Consider the following 16,586-nt stretch of genomic DNA (forward strand, 5'->3'; position numbering starts at 1 on the left):
AGAGGCCGCAACGGGTGTGGTTACGCGGGTTCCAGGCGCTCCAGCCGACCTTCGGTGAGCGATGCCACCTGGTCGATGACCACCCTGAGCCGCGCGGCGTCGTCGTCGGCCGCGTTGAACTCCGGGACGAACAACGGATCCAGCGTCGCGGGTGCGCCGGAGAGGATGAACTCTACGACCGCCTCCACCCGCTCGCGCTGCTGCGCCTGCAGATCGAGATGCTTCGGGTCGGACATGATGAACTGCAGCGCCAGGATCTTCAGCACCGCGACCTCGGCGCGCACCACGGTGGGCACTTCGAGGTTGGTTCGGTAACGGACCAACCGACCCGGACCCGTGACGTGGCGCGTCGCGGCGATCGCCGACGACGCGAACCGTCCGACCAGTTCGCTCGTCATCGTCTTGAGCGCCACCGACGCCGACAGCGTGCCGTCGTACTTGCCGACCGCAGCGACCGCCGGCAGCACCGAGAGCCTGTCGGCCGCCTCGACGAGGTCGGCCGCCGCCAACCCACCGCCCATGCCGTGCGACTGGCCGAGCCGCCCCAGCGCGCTGACGGCATCGTCGTCGGCGAGCACCCGCAGATCGATGCGCCCTGAGATGACGCCGTCCTCGACGTCGTGCACCGAGTAGGCGACGTCGTCGGCCCAATCCATGATCTGCGCTTCCAGGCACGATGTCCGGTCGGGCGCGTCGCCGCGCACCCAGGCCGCCGCCTCGGCGTCGTCGGCATAGAACCCGAACTTGCCGCCCTCGGATGGGCGGAACCACGGATATTTCGTGACCGCGTCCAGTGCCGCCCTGGTCAGATTGAGCCCGGCGCTCCGTTCATTGTGATGCTCGCGCACCAGGACTTTCGGCTCCAGCCGGGTGAGTATCCGGAAGTTCTGCGCGTTGCCCTCGAAACCACCGCACGCTTCCCCGAGCTGATTGAGCGCCCGCTCGCCGTTGTGCCCGTATGGCGGATGGCCGATGTCGTGCGCCAGGCCCGCCAGGTCGACCAGATCGGGATCCGCGCCCAGCCCGACCGCCATCCCACGGCCGATCTGGGCGACCTCGAGCGAGTGCGTCAGCCGGGTGCGGGGCGTCTCACTCTGCCGGGGGCCGACCACCTGCGTCTTGTCGGCGAGGCGCCGCAGCGCCGCGGAATGCAGCACACGCGCGCGATCCCGCGCGAAATCGGTGCGGTGTTCGGTACCTGTGCCCGGTAACGCGGCACCCTTCGGCAGCTCGACCACCAGGCGCTGACGGTCGAACTCGCTGTAGGGATCACGTTGCGTGAGATCAGTGGACACCGACGCACAGTCTGCCAGGGGCGATCACGCCGGTAATCGCAGCCGTGGGGGTGCGCCGCACTAGATTGGCGGACATGCGCGTCGCCCGCCTGCTCAGCATGCTGCTCGCCGTCGTGGTCGTCGGACTTCTGTGCGCGCCGGGAGCCTCGGCCGAGCCGCCGTTCCGCGTGCCCGACTACGTGACCGACCGGGCCGACGTGCTCTCGCCCGAGGGGCTCATCCAGGTCGAGGACGCGCTGACGCAGCTCTACGACGAGCAGCGTGTCCGGCTGTGGGTGGTCTACGTCGACTCCTTCGGCCAGAGCGCACCGGGCTGGGCGCGAACCACCATGCAGCTCAGCGACTTCGGTGACCGCGACGCCCTGTTGGCGATCGCGACGAGCGAACGGGCCTACGCGTTCCAGGTGCCTGCAGCGATCATGCCTCAGAGTGCGGCGCAGTCCCTGCAGACCAATGTCATCGAGCCGGCGCTACGTAGCGGCGATTTCGCGGGTGCGGCCGTCGCAGCCGCCGACGGGATCGACACCTCGGCGACGTCGGGGCCGTCGTCGGGCGGTGGGATGTCGTGGCTGACACTGCTCGTCATCTTTGCCCTGTTGGGCGCGGCAATGATCGTGCTGTGGTTGTGGTCGCGCCGGCGTCGACGCCGGTTGCGCGCAGCGCAGTTCGAGGCCGCGCGGCGCGTCGACCCTGCGGACCCGAACGCGCTGGCGTCCGTGCCGTTGGATGCGCTCGACGATCTGAGCAAGGCGATCGTCGTCGACGTGGACAACGCAGTGCGCACCAGCGAGGGTGAACTTGCTTTGGCCGTCGAGGAGTTCGGCGCCGACCGAACGGCGCCGTTCACCCGCGCGGTCGACAACGCTCGCACAGCGTTGGCGCAGGCGTTCAACGTGCGACAAATCCTGGATGACGCCGTACCGGAAACTGTGCAGCAACGTCGCGATCTGCTGACCCGGTCCATCGTGGCCGCCGCCCGCGCCGACGACGAATTGGAGGCCCAGGGCGAGGCGTTCGAGAAGCTTCGCGACCTCGTCATCAACGCGCCGACCCGGCTCGACGGCCTGACCCAGCAGATGGTCGATCTGACCGCGCGGCTCGGTCCGGCCGAACAGGCACTCGCCGCGCTGCACACCCAGTTCGATGCGGCCGCGCTGGCCTCGGTGGCCGACAATATCGCCACCGCCAAGGAGCGTCTGACGTTCGCTGACCAAACCATCAGCGCCGCAAGGGCTCTGGTGGCCCGCCCGGCGGGTCAGCAGATGGGTCTCGTCGACGCGGTCCGGGCCGCCGAGTCGTCGCTCGGACAGGCCAGGATGCTGCTCGATGCGATCGATTCGGTGGGCAGCGACATCAACCGGGCGGTGGCCTCGCTACCCGCGGCTATTGCCGACATCCAGAACGGTATCGCCGCTGCAACAACACAACTGCAGCAGGCGAACAGCGCACGCCGGGCAGAGCTCGAGGTGGCGCGCGACGCGGCGAGCAAGGCCGTCGCCGATGCGCAGCACTCAGGCAACTCGGATCCGCTCGGCGCCTTCACCCGGCTGACGAAGGCCGACGCAGACCTCGATCTACTGCTGGCTAGCGTCGCCGAAGAGCGCGCCGCGGTGGAGCGGATGAGCCGCGCCTACGACCAGGCGCTGATGACCGCGCAGTCGCGGGTGCGCGGTGTCTCGGATTTCATCGACACCCGCCGCGGCAGCATCGGACCCGAGGCGCGCACGCGGCTGGCCGAGGCGGTCCGGCAACTGCAGGCCGCCCAGGACAAGAAGGAGACCAACCTCAGCGAGGCCATCGCACACGCCAACGGCGCGTCAACCCTTGCCGCACAGGCACAATCGTTGGCCAACAACGACGTCAACGCCGCCCAGCAGCACTTCGGCGGATGGGGTGGCGGAGGCGGCACCTGGGGTGGCGGCGGTTCCGACATGGGAGCGGTGATCGGCGGCATCCTGATCGGCAACATCCTCGGCAGCGCGATGCGGGGCGGTTTCGGCGGCGGCTTCGGCGGCGGGCGCGGCCTGGGCCGGCCGTCGTCGTTCGGGGGCGCGTCGCGGTCGTCGGGCCGCAGCTACAGCGGAGGCGGCGGCCGCTTCTAGGGCGGCGGCGACTTGCCCACCTGCCCCGCGAGCGCGCGTGTCAGCCCGCCGACACACCGCTATCGGTGCGAATACTGGCACGGTCATCGGCAGCGAGCGCGCGCGAAAGCACGCCAAACACCGCGTGCCGCTGTGCAGACACGCGCGCTCGCGGTGCGGGTTAGCAGCCCTTGAGGCGGGTCGCCAGGTAGTTGCTCACCTCGGTGATGGCCACGCGCTCCTGCGTCATCGCGTCGCGCTCGCGGATCGTGACGGCGTGATCCTCCAGCGAGTCGAAGTCCAGCGTCACGCAGTACGGTGTGCCGATCTCGTCCTGGCGGCGGTAGCGGCGACCGATGGCACCGGCGTCGTCGAACTCGACGTTCCACGACGTGCGCAACTCGGCGGCAAGATCACGGGCCTTCGGCGACAGGTCGGCATGGCGCGACAGCGGTAGCACCGCAGCCTTGACGGGCGCCAGTCGTGGATCGAGCTTCAAGACGGTGCGCTTGTCGACGCCGCCTTTGGCGTTCGGTGCCTCATCCTCGTGATAGGCGTCGACCAGGAATGCCATCAGCGAGCGCGTCAGGCCGGCTGCCGGTTCGATGACATACGGCACGAACCGAGTGTCGTTGGCCTGATCGTAGAACGACAGATCGACACCGGAATGCTTTGCGTGCGTGGATAAGTCGAAGTCAGTGCGGTTGGCGATACCCTCCAGCTCACCCCACGGGTTGCCCGCGAAACCGAACTTGTACTCGATGTCGGTGGTACCCGCCGAGTAGTGCGACAGCTTTTCCAGCGGGTGCTCGTAGAGCCGCAGATTCTCCGGGTTGATGCCCAGATCGATGTACCACTGCAGCCGCGTGTCGATCCAGTACCGGTGCCACTCCGGCGCTGTCGACGGCTCGACGAAGAACTCCATCTCCATCTGTTCGAACTCGCGGGTGCGGAAGATGAAGTTGCCCGGGGTGATCTCGTTGCGGAAGCTCTTACCGATCTGGCCGATACCGAACGGCGGCTTCTTGCGCGCGGTCGTCACCACGTTGGCGAAGTTGACGAAGATGCCCTGCGCAGTCTCGGGTCGCAGGTAGTGCAGCCCCTCCTCGGTCTCGATCGGGCCGAGGTAGGTCTTGAGCATCATGTTGAAGTCGCGCGGTTCCGTCCACTGGCCTTTGGTCCCGCAGTCGGGGCACACGATGTCGTCCATCGGCACCGCGTCCGGGTCCTGGAGACCCTTCTTCTGCGCGTACGCCTCCTGCATGTGATCCTGCCGGTGGCGCTTGTGGCAGTTCAGGCATTCGACCAGCGGGTCGTTGAACACGTCGACATGGCCGGAGGCGACCCACACCTGACGCGGCAGGATGATCGCGCTGTCGAGGCCGACGACATCGTCGCGACCGGTGACCACCGACCGCCACCACTGCCTTTTGATGTTCTCTTTGAACTCAACGCCCAGTGGCCCGTAATCCCAGGCAGACTTGGTGCCGCCGTAGATCTCGCCGGACTGGAAGACGAGGCCACGGCGTTTCGCCAGGTTTGCAACGGTGTCGATGATCGATGACGGAGCCACGGGTTGACAGCGTAGCGAGGCCGGCAGTGCACCTCACGCGATATCCCCGATTGACATGCACGATTGCGCATGTATGGTGACATCTAATGAAAACCGTTTCCAGTATCACGGACGCGTCCGACGCCCACAACCACGGCGGCCCGGCAGCGACCGAGCTGCCGCCGCGCGCGGTTCTCGACACCGCGGGTGATCTGCTTCGGGCGCTCGCCGCGCCGGTGCGCATCGCCATCGTGTTGCAACTGCGCGAAGGAGCGCGCTGCGTCCACGAGCTGGTCGACATCCTGGACGTGCCGCAGCCCCTGGTCAGCCAGCATCTGCGCATCCTGAAGTCGGCCGGTGTCGTGGAAGGTTCACGATCAGGGCGAGAAGTGTTGTACCGCTTGGCCGATCATCACCTGACCGACATCGTGGTCGCGGCAGTGACCCATGCGGGCGAGGACGGCTGATGACGACCGAAGGCCGCGCGACGCGGCAGCGCGCCGCGATCCGCGCGCTACTGGACAAGACCAGCGACTTCCGTTCCGCCCAGGAGTTGCACGACGAATTACGCCAGCGCGGTGAGGGAGTCGGCCTGACCACGGTGTACCGCACCCTGCAGCAGATGGCGACGGCGGGCGTGCTGGACACGCTGCGCACCGACACCGGCGAATCCGTGTACCGGCGGTGCTCCGATGACCACCATCATCATCTCGTGTGCCGGATCTGCGGCTCGACCGTCGAGATCCAGGGAGACCATGTCGAGAACTGGGCGTCCGACGTCGCAAAGGCCCACGGCTACTCCGACATCCACCACACCATCGAGATATTCGGGGTCTGCCGCAACTGCGCCGTCGCGGCGTCAGGCAACTAGTCGCGCGGTCTGACCACCGTCACCGGTACGTCAACGGATTGGACGACTGCCGAACTGACCGATCCGAGCAACATCCCGGAGAAACCACCCCGGCCGTGACTGCCCACCACGACGAGTTGGGCGGTGCCGGAGCGATCGACGAGCTGGCGCGCCGGCTCGTCGAATTCCACGTGACGGCGCACCTTGACATCGGGGTATCGCTCCTGCCAGCCGGCCAGGCGCTCGGCGAGGATTTCCTCGGCCTCCTGCTTGCGGGTGCGCCACTCCTCGCCCTGCAGCGGCAGCCCACCCACGTCACTCCATGTGTGTAGCGCCACCAAGTCCACGCCGCGTCGCGAAGCCTCCTCAAAGGCCAGCGCTGTGGCCGCCTCCGAGACCGGCGAGCCGTCGACTCCCAGCAGGATCGGGGCACCGTCATCGGGCAGCTCCCCCATCCTGCTGCGCACAACGGTGACAGGGCAGCGCGCATGGTGGAGCAGACCGGAGCTGACCGACCCCAGCAGAAGCCGGCCCATGCTTCCCATCCCGCGGCTGCCCACAACCACCATGTGTGCATCCTTGGACGCGTCTACCAGTGCGGAGACCGCACTCGATCGCGCGATCTCGGTACGAATGTCAAGCGGTTGGCCGGGGCCCACGATCGCCAGAGCCGCTTTCCGGGCATACTTCAGCGCGTCTTCAGCGTTCTGCAGTTCGCCCTCGATCGCAACGTGGTCTGACGGCGCGAGGGGCCAGGTGACGATCGGCCGCCTGACCGCGTACATCAGGATGAGCGGCAGACCGTGCAGGTGCGCTTCCCGGGCGGCCCAGCGCACCGCCGCGCCGGACTCCTGGGAACCGTCCACCCCGACGACGACCCCGGAAGGCGACCCTGCTGTGGTCATTTCGAGAATCTCGCGGCGAGATAGGTACTCACGATCGCCATCATCGCGACGATTGCCGCAATGAGTACGGCAGCGGCCGGCCAGTCCATCGCGCACCTCCTTCGAAGAAGATCTTCAGGCTCGCCACGACACTATGGCGCTCGGCACGCGCACATAAGGGCCGTTGGTCCCGACCTCACCGTGTTGGCGACGACTGCCGGAATGATCGTGCGCGCTGCGGTGCTGCACTTTCTGTGCGTGCCCGATCCGACCAGGGCCCTTCCGGCGAGTCGTGGCAGTCGCATACCCCCACGGGTACTATGGTGCCCGTACCCGAGAGAGGAGACCCGGCCGTGGTCGGAGACGAAGATGCCATCGCAGCGGTGCTGAACCGGCTGCGTCGTGCGCAAGGCCAACTGGCGGGCGTCATCTCGATGATCGAGCAGGGCCGCGAATGCAAGGATGTGGTGACCCAGCTCGCCGCCGTATCACGCGCGCTCGACCGCGCCGGTTTCAAGATCGTGGCCACCGGCCTGCGGGAGTGCGTGACCGGAGATGCTTCGGGCAGCGACAAACCGATGACCGAAGCCGAACTGGAAAAGCTCTTCCTCGCTCTCGCTTAAGGAGGCGTCATGGGATTCGCGGTATCGACGACTCTGTGTACCTCGTTCGACGATGCCCTCGCACGTACCCGCGCAGCGCTTGCGGATCAGGGTTTCGGCGTCCTGACCGAGATCGACATGCAGGCAACGTTGAAAGCCAAACTGGGCGAGGATATGGAGCGCTATGTCATTCTCGGCGCCTGCAATCCCCCGCTCGCTCACCGCGCCGTGGACATCGACCGCCAGATCGGACTCCTGCTTCCGTGCAACGTAGTCGTGCGATCCGACCGCGACGACGCAGACACTGTCATCGTCGAAGCCATGGACCCGCAGGTCCTCGTTGACGTCACCGGTGACGCGCAGCTGCGCCCCGTCGCCGACGAGGTCGCTGCCAAGCTGCGGACTGCGCTGGAATCGCTGTAAGAGCCAAGACGGTGGCGCCGCTGGCTGCAGGTGTACGTCGGGGATCCTGCTGTCGCGTTGATCGCCGCCGAAAGCGCCGGAGATCCCTGCTGGCTCTAACCGGGGCCGAAGGCCCCTAGACCTCTGAGAGCGCGGAACCTAGGGTCATCAGTGGCAGCCAGACCGACACGAGGATGAAAACGATGGCACCCCCCACCGAGTGCGGGAGAATTGTTGTCCGCATCGATGATTCACAGGCGGCAGGTGTTCCGGTAAACGTCGTCCGGCCGTATTGATCCGACCGCGGACATGGATCTTCACCCGTTTCCGACCATTGCGATCATCCTCGCGCTCGCCACCCTGGCGGGGCTGGTGGCCACCAGGCTTCGGCAGCCGCTGATCGTGGCCTTCATTTTGGTTGGCATCCTGGTGGGCCCCGTCGGCGTCGGATGGGTGTCGGCGGACACCACCACGCAACTGTTGGCCAGACTCGGCCTGGCCATCCTGCTGTTCCTGGTGGGGTTGCGCCTGGATCTGCATATGATCCGCAGCGCCGGGCCCGTCGCGATGATCACCGGCTGCGGCCAGATGCTGCTCACTGCCGTTCTCGGCTATCTGATCGCCCTCACACTCGGAATGAGCGGCACGGCGGCGTTTTACGTAGCCGTGGCAGTGGCCTTTTCGTCGACGATCATCGTCGTGAAGCTGTTGTCCGACATGCGTGAGATGGACCAGCTGCACGGACGGATCACCCTGGGGATTCTCATCGTCCAGGACATCGTCGTCGTGGTGGTGATGATCGCGCTGACAGCTTCCGGACACGACAACGGCGACACAGGTCTGGGGGCCGGCATCCTGTCCGTGGCGCTCAAGGGCCTTGCTCTTCTTGTGGGCGTCTGGGTGCTGATGCGCTTCATCCTGCCCTGGCTGCTGCCACAGATAGCACGATCACAGGAACTGCTCGTGCTCTTCGGTGTGGCCTATGCCGTGTCGGTCGCATCATTGAGCGAGTGGCTGGGGTTCAGTTCCGAGGTCGGCGCCTTCCTCGCGGGAGTGTCCCTGGCCAGCACCGAGTTTCGTGATGCGCTGGGAGCACGCCTGGTCAGCCTGCGCGATTTCCTGCTGTTGTTCTTCTTTCTCGACCTGGGCGCGAGGCTCGATTTCGACGAAGCGGCGAACCAGCTTGCAGCGGCAGCAGTTCTGTCGGTCTTCGTCCTGGCGGCCAAGCCGCTCATCGTCGTCGCGATCATGTCGCTGATGCGCTACCCGGTTCGCGTCAGCTTCCTCGTCGGCGTACCACTGGCTCAGATCTCCGAGTTCTCGCTGATCCTCGTTGCACTCGGCATGAGCCTAGGGCACATCGGCAATGCGACCGCGAGCCTGATCACGATCGTTGGATTGATCACGATCACCGCGTCGACATACATGACGACGTATTCACACAAGCTGTATCAGTGGTCCGGGCAATGGTTGTCGATCCTCGAGCGAAGACGTCAACGCGACCAGTTCGATCCTGGCCGTGACGACGATTTCGACGTGATCCTGTTCGGTTTGGGGCGTTTCGGAAGCCATCTCGCCGAGCGGCTGACCAGCGCAGGGCATCGGGTGTTGGGCGTCGACTTCGATCCGCACGGGGTTACCACGCATCGCCGCAAGGGGGTCGAAACAACGTTCGGCAGCGCAGAAGATCTGGCCCTGCTGGAGGCCCTGCCGCTGGACCGGGCGAAATACGTCATCAGTGCGATTCCCGCTCTGCAAACGAACCTTGCCCTGCTGCAGGGACTTCGCGAGCGGGAGTTCGCCGGCGCGGTCGCCTTGACTGCGCACACCCGCCATGATGCGGATCAACTCAGAACGACGGGTGTCGACATCGTCCTCGAACCGTTCTCGACCGCCGCCAATACCACCTCGGAAGCCCTCCACGACCTGCTCACCGCCGACGACGACGGACCCACATAGGCGAGGGGTCACGACGAGAGCTTTATCTCGCGGATGGCGCGCCCCTTCACTGCAGTGACCTCGAACCGGTGACCGGCGGCGTCGACATGGTCACCCGGATCAGTGGGTATCCGTCCGAGAACGCTGAGGACCAAGCCGGCGACAGTCGTGTAGTCACCACCGGGGAGCGCTGACACGTCGACCCCGACGTCCACCAGATCGTGAATCGGGAATGAGCCCGGCAGGATTCGGCTTCCATCGGGCAGCGTCCGCACCGATCTGATGTCCTTGTCCTGCTCATCGTAGATTTCACCGACGATCTCCTCAAGCAAATCCTCAAGGGCCACGATGCCGGCCACGCCCCCGCGTTCGGCAATGACGAGCGCGAACTGTTCGTGTTTCGCCATGAGCACTGACAGCGCGTCGGTCACGTGCAGGCTCTCGGGCAGGGACAGAATTGGCCTCGCCATGTCGGCCACCGTTCCACTCATTCCGAGCAGATCCCGCAGATGCACCACCCCGACCGTGTCGTCCAGATCGTTCGAGGCCACCACCGGAGCGCGCGTATGTCCCGACTCGGCGAGTGCGGTACGCGCCTGTCCAACAGGCAGATCCGCCCGCAACCGGAAGACCGAAGTTCGAGGGACGACCACCTCGCGCAACGCCCGTTCATGGATCTCCAGCGCGCCGGAGATGATCCTTCGCTGCTCTACGCTCAACCTCGTGTGGGTAGCGATCAACTCCCGCAGCTCGCCAAAAGTGGGCTCGCGCTTGCCGATAGCGGGATCGCCTCCCACCAGACGCACCACCACATCGGTCGCCTTACCCAAAGCCCACACGACAGGCCCGGCCAGTGTCGCAAGTGCACTCAGCGGCCCAGCGACCAGGACCGCCCAGCGGCGCGAATACTGCATACCCAATCGTTTGGGCGCCAGTTCACCCGCGACCAGAGTCACGGCGGTGACCAGCACCGTCACCACAGCGATACTCACCGATCCTGCGGCACTCCCCAGAAGCACCAGCCGATCGGCCAGCGGTTCAGCCAGAGATACCGCGGCCGCGGCCGATTCAAAGAACCCCGCCCGGGATGCCGAGCTGCACAGTCCCGAGAAGGCGATTGGGGTCACGCGCCAGGTTCACCACGAGCAGGTCTCGGCGGCCGCCGCGCCGCTCAAGCTCCCTCAGCTGACCCTCTGCAAGCGAGATGAACGCCGCTTCGCTGCCTGAGAGCACACCGTTCAGCAAGATCAGGGAGGACACCAGCGCGAGGTCGAACCAGTACCCGTCCACGCGTCACCACGTCGACGAATCCACGGTTTCGCGCTGCTCGGGGTGAGTCAAGGGCACCGCCCAGTCGACCACGGCACCGGTTTGGTCGTGCGCGTTGGAGAATGTCACGCTTCCTCCGAATTGCGTTGCACGCGTGGCAATGTTGCGCCGACCATGTCCCATGACGTCATCGCCCGAGAGTCCGATAACGTCGTCACGGACAACCACCCGCAACTCGACGTCGGTGACCGTGACATGCACGCTGGCGGCGCACGCGCGCGAATGACGGGCAGTATTGCTCAATGCTTCCCGCACGACCGCGAGGACGGCGGCGTGAAGTCCGGAGCATATCGGCGCATCCTCGATGGGGCCGTCGAATTGCAGTGTCGGGTTGTACCCGAGCGCGGCGGCGCTGCCCTCCACTATGTCGATGATCGCCGACCGCAGCCTCGTGGAGCGCCCGATCGGTGAAATCGCCTGCTGGAGATTGAAAATCACCTCACGTAGATCGCGGATGATGGCGTCCGTCTCGTCGATGAAGGGTGTCAGATCGGGTTGACGCCGCGACGCAGCCGAGGTCAAGCTCAAGCCGAGGCCGAAGACCCGCTGTATCACCCGGTCATGTAGATCCGCCGCCATGCGCGCCTGTTCGTCGCGCAGCTCACTGTCGATCAGCTTGTCTGTGCTGGAGCGCAAACTGACTCGCATGTGCTCGACCGCTTCGGCGATCTCCGCTGTCTCCCGCAAGCCGGTTCGAACAATGGGCTGGTCGTAGTCGCCGTCGGCGACGCGTTTCACCTCTCGAAGCAGCGTGTTGACGGGTCGGGTGAGGAGGCGCTGCAGCAGGATCACCGTGACGATGAGGCCAGCCACGAGAACGACGACTCCGATGATCTGGATCACGGTGGATGTCTTCTCCGCGATTTGGATGCGTGAAAGCTGATTCTCGCCCATGGCATCGGTGTAGGCAGCGAGCGAACGCAGTTCGCTGCGCAACTGATCGAACAACTGCTTGTTCCGCAGGGTGGTCTCGTTCTGATCCGCAGCCACGGTGTCACCGTCGCGCCGGGCATCGATCTGCGGGCCGGCCGCCTGTGTGCGCCATGTCGTCGCCGCCGCGGCGACCCGGTCGAGGATCTCTGTCCCCTGACGGTCGTCGGCGAGCTCCTCGCGCAGGTTGGCCAGGAGTTCGTCGGCAACGACTTTTCCGAAATAGTAGAGATCCAGCGACGCTGGGTTGCCGGTCAAGATGAACGCGCGCTGTCCGGTTTCCTGATCGTTGTAGGCCCGCCGAATCTGCTCGACGTCGCGCTGGATGGGCACGACGCGATCAGCCAGTTCACTGACGGCGCGAGCTATGGTGACCTGGCCGATCACGGCGGCCGCTGACGCAACGACGAAGGCCCCGGCCACTACCCCGAGGCACACCCCGATGAGTTGCCTCAGTGACAGCCGACTCATCGCCGCTCCACGGTTGAGTTGGTCGTGAACATCGCCGTTCACGTCAAGTCCATGCCTAGGAGTCTGCTCGTGCGAGGGCTCCGGCGAAAAGGGACCTTCGTCCCCGATGACAGGGCCGCGGTCCATCAGCGGCGACAGATTCACGACTCGACGTCTTGGCACGCAACACCGTCGAAATGGATCGTCATCCCGTTCCGGGCACTGCCGCACGACCCCGCTGGTGGCATCATAAGTCCCTCCTGAGCTTTCCTCCGATGATCTTGATACTGTACCCCGTAGGGTATATCTCGACTTAGGCGAACGGATGGGGACCGAGGAATCAGGCCAGGGAAGGGTTGCGCGCCCTCGCAGCTACCGTTTGCGTCCCATCCGCCAGCCCGTGACAGCCACGGCGACCCCGGCGATGGCGATGAGGGGGCCGAGGACCGACCACGTGGTGGTGCTGCTCATCGGGCTGCCCTGCACCGCACCGAAACCCTGGAGCGCGAACAACAGACCGAAGAGCGCGACAACGACGCCGACGATGATCACCGCAATACGCATGATCTCGACCCTAGGCGGTCAGGGCACGCCGCACATCGGCCCCAGTGGCCAGCACCATCAGCACCAGCGTCCGGAGGGCATCGTCGGTGAGGCCGGCCGCCGGAAAGTTGTAGCGCAGCAACACGTCACCGGTCTTGGTCGAACGCGCCGATCCTTTCGTGGACGTCGCCCCGATCTTCTCCACGAGTGACACCGTTCCTAGCAGGGTGTCCTGAGCATGTTTGGCTACCTTGGCGCGAATCTTGCTGTCCAGCGGAAGATCCCACGCCAGTACTTGCGTCAGTGATACCAGGTCGAGGCCCTCGGCGATGGTCACCACACGCAGGGACGCGAACGTCGCTTCGTGCTGTACCGTCAACGCTCCATCGTCCTCGCGGGTCACAGGCAGGATGTCTGTGAGTACGACGGCCAGCCGCTCCGACAGGTCCACCAAGACCCCTAGGCTCTGCCGAAGCGCCGGTTGCGTTGGACGTACTCCTCGCAGGCGGCCCACAGGTCGCGGCGGTCGTAGTCCGGCCAGAGCTTGTCCTGGAAGACGTATTCGGCGTAGGCCGCCTGCCACAGCAGGAAGTTGCTCGCCCGCTGCTCCCCCGATGTCCTGATGAACAGGTCGACATCGGGGATATCGGCTCGATGCAGGTGTCTGGCGAATTGCGCTTCGCTGATACGTCCGGGCTTGATCTTGCCGTCGACCGCCTCCTGGGCGAGTTCACGCGCCGCCTCGACGATCTCGGTGCGGCCACCGTAGTTCACGCAGTAATTGATGGTGATGACGTCGTTGTCGACAGTCATCTGCTCAGCGATGTCGAACTCCTTGATGACGCTGCTCCACATGCGCGGACGCGAACCGACCCAGCGCATTCGCACGCCCATATCGTTGAGGTTCTCGCGCCGGCGCCGCACCACCTCCCGGTTGAAGCCCATCAAGAACCGCACCTCTTCGGTGCTGCGCTTCCAGTTCTCCGTCGAGAAGGCATAGACGGTGAGGTGTTTGATGCCTATCTCGATGGCGCCGCAGGTGATGTCGATCAGCACCGCCTCGCCCATCTTGTGACCTTCGGTGCGACCGAGCCCGCGCTGAGTGGCCCAGCGGCCGTTGCCGTCCATCACCACGGCGACGTGCTGGGGCACCTGGTCGGCAGGAATCTGTGGCGCAGCTTCCTTGGACGTGTGCTGCGGGGGGCGGGCAAAACTTCCGTTGGTGCCCGCGGGAATCTCGGGGAAGATCACCGGCCAGGTCGACTTGTCCGGAAAGGTGGGATAGTCGTCAGGCGCCGGAGGCAGCTGTGGGTAGCTTCCCTTCCGCCGCCCAGTCCGTGCCGTTGCCATGCGCAACATCCTGCCTGATGGTCATGCCGGGCACATGCGCCACCCGCTCGACGAGCGGCAGAGTGCGCAGCTGCCGTTCCAGATGCCATTGCAGATGCGCGGCCACCAATCCGCTGGCCTGACTGCGGTGCGAGGCGATCGAGAGCTCAGCGTGCTCCCAGTCGCCCTCATAGAGCGCGGCCATCAGGTCCAGCACACCCTGCGGCGGAGTCGCCGACCCGGACGGCCTGCAGTGCACGCACACGCTTCCCCCTGCGGCGACGTGAAACGCCCGGTGCGGCCCCGGGGCGGCGCACCGGGCACACTCGGTCAGCGCGGGCGACCAACCCGCGACGCCCATCGCACGCAGCAGGTACGCGTCGAGGATGAGCTCGCGGGGCCGCGTGCCGTCGGCCACGGCGCGCAGCGCGGCAACAGTGAGCTTGTGTAACGCGGGTGCCGGTGCGCGCTCCTCACCCGCGAGGCGTTCCGCGGTCTCCAGCATCGCGCAGGCACTGGTGTAGCGGCCGTAGTCGCTGACGATGTCGGAGGCGAACGCATCGATGGCCTGCACCTGGGTGACGATGTCCAAATTGCGTCCAGGATGGAGCTGAACATCGATGTGCGCGAACGGTTCCAGCCGCGCACCGAACTTGCTGCGGGTGCGCCGCACACCCTTGGCCACCGCCCGCACCAAGCCGTGATCGCGAGTCAGAAGACTCACGATCCGGTCGGCTTCACCGAGCTTGTGCTGCCGCAGCACCACCGCCCGGTCCCGGTACAGACGCATCCGGCCAGTCTCCCACTGCCGGGGGACGTTTTCCGGTCCGCAGCGCCGATATTCTCGTAAGTGATGGTCGACTCTCCCCCTCCCCGCCGTTCCCCCGCCCGATTGCCCACCGTGGGCAACCAGTTGTTTCAGCTCGCCAGTGGCAACGCCACATCCATCGACCTGGTGCGCCGGTCGCTGGAGGCCATCGAGGCCAGCCAGCCCACCCTCAACGCGTTCCGGGTGGTGCTCACCGACCAGGCCCTCGCCGATGCGGCCGAGGCCGACCGCCTCCGCGCCGCGGGCGCCGACCTGTCCACAAAGCCGCTACTGGGAATTCCGATCGCGGTGAAAGACGACGTCGACGTCGCCGGAGTGCCCACCCGCTTCGGCGCAGTCGGCGAGGTTCCGCCGGCCGACACCGATGCTGAGGTGGTGCGCAGGTTGCGGGCCGCCGGAGCCGTGATCGTCGGCAAGACCAACACCTGCGAGCTCGGTCAGTGGCCGTTCACGAGCGGGCCCGCGTTCGGACACACCCGCAATCCGTGGTCACGTGACCACACCCCCGGCGGTTCCTCGGGCGGCAGTGCTGCGGCGGTGGCCGCCGGGCTCGTCCCCGCCGCGATCGGCTCCGACGGGGCGGGAAGCGTGCGGATCCCCGCGGCGTGGACGCACCTGGTGGGCATCAAACCCCAGCGAGGACGGATCTCGACGTGGCCGCTGTCGGAGGCGTTCAACGGCATCACCGTCAACGGCGTGCTCGCTCGCACGGTGTCCGATGCGGCGCTGGTGCTCGACGCGGCGTCTGGCAGCGCACCCGGTGACCTCCACGCGCCGCCGCCGGTGCAGGTGTCCGACTATGTGTCGCGCGCGCCGGGCCCGTTGCGCATCGCGATGTCGACGAAGTTCCCGTTCACCGGTTTCCGCGCCCGCCTGCACCCCGAGATCCGGACAGCGCTCGAGAACGTCGCAGACCAGCTGACCCAGCTCGGCCACTCCATCGTCGCGGCCGACCCGGAGTACAACCTGCGGATGTCATGGAACTTCCTGGCCCGCTCGACCGCGGGCATACCGGAATGGATGGATCGGCTCGGCCGCGGCGTCACCTGGGACAAGCGGACCAGATCCAACGCCCGGATGGGATGGCTGCTGTCGCAGAACACGCTGCGCAAGGCGCGCGCTCACGAAGCCGCGACGCAGCAGCGGATCGGCTGGATCTTCAACCTGGCCGACGTGGTTCTGGCGCCGACAACCGCTCTGCCGCCGCCGAAGGCGCACGCCTTCGACCAGCTCGGCGGGCTGGCCACCGACCGGATGATGATCCAGGCGTGCCCGGTGACGTGGCCGTGGAACCTCGTGGGCTGGCCATCGATCAACGTCCCCGCGGGGTTCACCTCGGATGGTCTGCCGATCGGGGTGCAACTGATGGGTCCCGCCAACAGCGAACCACTTCTGGTGTCCCTGGCCGCGGCACTCGAAGCGCTGAACGGCTGGGCGATGCATCAGCCGGAGAACTGGTGGGCGCCTCAACCCCCGAGCGTGCCCGATCCCACGGTGTCCGACGCACGCGCGGAAGCGAGTGCCGATCTTGCCGCTCCGGACTCGCTGGCCGGTCAGGTCGCGTAATCTCCC

At 66.2% G+C, this 16,586-nt stretch carries 17 protein-coding genes; 7 read left to right on the top strand and 10 right to left on the bottom strand.

Annotated features, from left to right (window positions below; all coding sequences use genetic code 11):
• Window positions 1–20: 20 nt before the first annotated feature.
• Window positions 21–1,295, bottom strand: a complete 1,275-nt coding sequence (locus tag AWC12_RS10145) for a deoxyguanosinetriphosphate triphosphohydrolase (protein ID WP_024445305.1) — start codon at window positions 1,293–1,295, stop codon at window positions 21–23.
• 74 nt (window positions 1,296–1,369) lie between these two features.
• Here AWC12_RS10145 and AWC12_RS10150 point away from each other — a divergent pair, with 74 nt between their 5' ends.
• Window positions 1,370–3,397: a TPM domain-containing protein gene (locus AWC12_RS10150; RefSeq protein ID WP_085174039.1), complete on the top strand. Its 2,028-nt coding sequence runs from the start codon at window positions 1,370–1,372 to the stop codon at window positions 3,395–3,397.
• A 160-nt stretch (window positions 3,398–3,557) separates the two neighbouring features.
• On the opposite strand, the gene AWC12_RS10155 is transcribed toward AWC12_RS10150, so the two are convergent.
• Window positions 3,558–4,949: a glycine--tRNA ligase gene (locus AWC12_RS10155; protein WP_024445303.1), complete on the bottom strand. Its 1,392-nt coding sequence runs from the start codon at window positions 4,947–4,949 to the stop codon at window positions 3,558–3,560.
• 86 nt (window positions 4,950–5,035) lie between these two features.
• Here AWC12_RS10155 and AWC12_RS10160 point away from each other — a divergent pair, with 86 nt between their 5' ends.
• Both AWC12_RS10160 and AWC12_RS10165 read left to right on the top strand, forming a co-directional pair.
• Window positions 5,036–5,395: an ArsR/SmtB family transcription factor gene (locus AWC12_RS10160; protein WP_024445302.1), complete on the top strand. Its 360-nt coding sequence runs from the start codon at window positions 5,036–5,038 to the stop codon at window positions 5,393–5,395.
• Window positions 5,395–5,799, top strand: coding sequence for a Fur family transcriptional regulator (locus AWC12_RS10165; protein ID WP_085174041.1), 405 nt, complete (start codon window positions 5,395–5,397; stop codon window positions 5,797–5,799). Before AWC12_RS10160 ends, AWC12_RS10165 begins: the two co-directional genes overlap by 1 nt.
• Here the strand turns inward: AWC12_RS10165 and AWC12_RS10170 are convergent.
• The gene (locus tag AWC12_RS10170) at window positions 5,796–6,683 is read right to left on the bottom strand and encodes a universal stress protein (RefSeq protein WP_085174043.1); all 888 of its coding nucleotides are present in this window, start codon (window positions 6,681–6,683) and stop codon (window positions 5,796–5,798) included. The genes AWC12_RS10165 and AWC12_RS10170 overlap by 4 nt on opposite strands.
• 332 nt (window positions 6,684–7,015) lie before the next feature.
• Between AWC12_RS10170 and AWC12_RS10175 the strand changes: the two genes are divergently transcribed.
• From AWC12_RS10175 to AWC12_RS10185, 3 genes are all read left to right on the top strand, one after another.
• On the top strand, window positions 7,016–7,285 hold the full coding sequence (locus AWC12_RS10175; RefSeq protein ID WP_024445299.1) for a metal-sensitive transcriptional regulator: 270 nt from the start codon (window positions 7,016–7,018) through the stop codon (window positions 7,283–7,285).
• A 9-nt stretch (window positions 7,286–7,294) separates the two neighbouring features.
• Complete coding sequence (locus AWC12_RS10180; RefSeq protein WP_085174045.1) at window positions 7,295–7,687, top strand: DUF302 domain-containing protein; 393 nt, start codon at window positions 7,295–7,297, stop codon at window positions 7,685–7,687.
• A gap of 288 nt (window positions 7,688–7,975) precedes the next feature.
• Window positions 7,976–9,625: a cation:proton antiporter gene (locus tag AWC12_RS10185; protein ID WP_085174047.1), complete on the top strand. Its 1,650-nt coding sequence runs from the start codon at window positions 7,976–7,978 to the stop codon at window positions 9,623–9,625.
• 8 nt (window positions 9,626–9,633) lie between these two features.
• Here the strand turns inward: AWC12_RS10185 and AWC12_RS31880 are convergent, their stop codons facing one another.
• The 7 genes from AWC12_RS31880 to recO all read right to left on the bottom strand — a co-directional run bounded on the left by AWC12_RS31880 (window position 9,634) and on the right by recO (window position 14,975).
• Window positions 9,634–10,731 (bottom strand): hemolysin family protein, encoded by a 1,098-nt coding sequence (locus AWC12_RS31880; RefSeq protein WP_272937882.1) that lies wholly within the window; start codon window positions 10,729–10,731, stop codon window positions 9,634–9,636.
• Window positions 10,673–10,894, bottom strand: coding sequence for a CNNM domain-containing protein (locus AWC12_RS31885; RefSeq protein WP_272937883.1), 222 nt, complete (start codon window positions 10,892–10,894; stop codon window positions 10,673–10,675). The genes AWC12_RS31880 and AWC12_RS31885 overlap by 59 nt, the downstream gene beginning before the upstream one ends.
• Before the next feature lie 3 nt (window positions 10,895–10,897).
• Window positions 10,898–12,334: a sensor histidine kinase gene (locus tag AWC12_RS10195; protein ID WP_085174181.1), complete on the bottom strand. Its 1,437-nt coding sequence runs from the start codon at window positions 12,332–12,334 to the stop codon at window positions 10,898–10,900.
• Window positions 12,335–12,685: 351 nt separating this feature from the next.
• Window positions 12,686–12,877, bottom strand: coding sequence for a hypothetical protein (locus AWC12_RS10200; protein ID WP_024445295.1), 192 nt, complete (start codon window positions 12,875–12,877; stop codon window positions 12,686–12,688).
• A 10-nt stretch (window positions 12,878–12,887) separates the two neighbouring features.
• Window positions 12,888–13,307 carry a hypothetical protein gene (locus AWC12_RS10205; RefSeq protein ID WP_085174049.1) on the bottom strand — a complete coding sequence of 140 codons (420 nt, stop codon included), beginning with the start codon at window positions 13,305–13,307 and terminating at the stop codon, window positions 12,888–12,890.
• 8 nt (window positions 13,308–13,315) lie between these two features.
• The gene (locus AWC12_RS10210; RefSeq protein WP_085174051.1) at window positions 13,316–14,206 is read right to left on the bottom strand and encodes a decaprenyl diphosphate synthase; all 891 of its coding nucleotides are present in this window, start codon (window positions 14,204–14,206) and stop codon (window positions 13,316–13,318) included.
• Complete coding sequence (recO, locus tag AWC12_RS10215) at window positions 14,145–14,975, bottom strand: DNA repair protein RecO (RefSeq protein ID WP_085174053.1); 831 nt, start codon at window positions 14,973–14,975, stop codon at window positions 14,145–14,147. Before recO ends, AWC12_RS10210 begins: the two co-directional genes overlap by 62 nt.
• A gap of 63 nt (window positions 14,976–15,038) precedes the next feature.
• On the opposite strand from recO, the gene AWC12_RS10220 reads away from it, so the two are divergent.
• Window positions 15,039–16,580 carry an amidase gene (locus AWC12_RS10220; protein WP_085174055.1) on the top strand — a complete coding sequence of 514 codons (1,542 nt, stop codon included), beginning with the start codon at window positions 15,039–15,041 and terminating at the stop codon, window positions 16,578–16,580.
• Window positions 16,581–16,586 lie beyond the last annotated feature (6 nt).

The organism is Mycolicibacterium iranicum (assembly GCF_002101705.1).
GTDB lineage: Bacteria > Actinomycetota > Actinomycetes > Mycobacteriales > Mycobacteriaceae > Mycobacterium > Mycobacterium iranicum.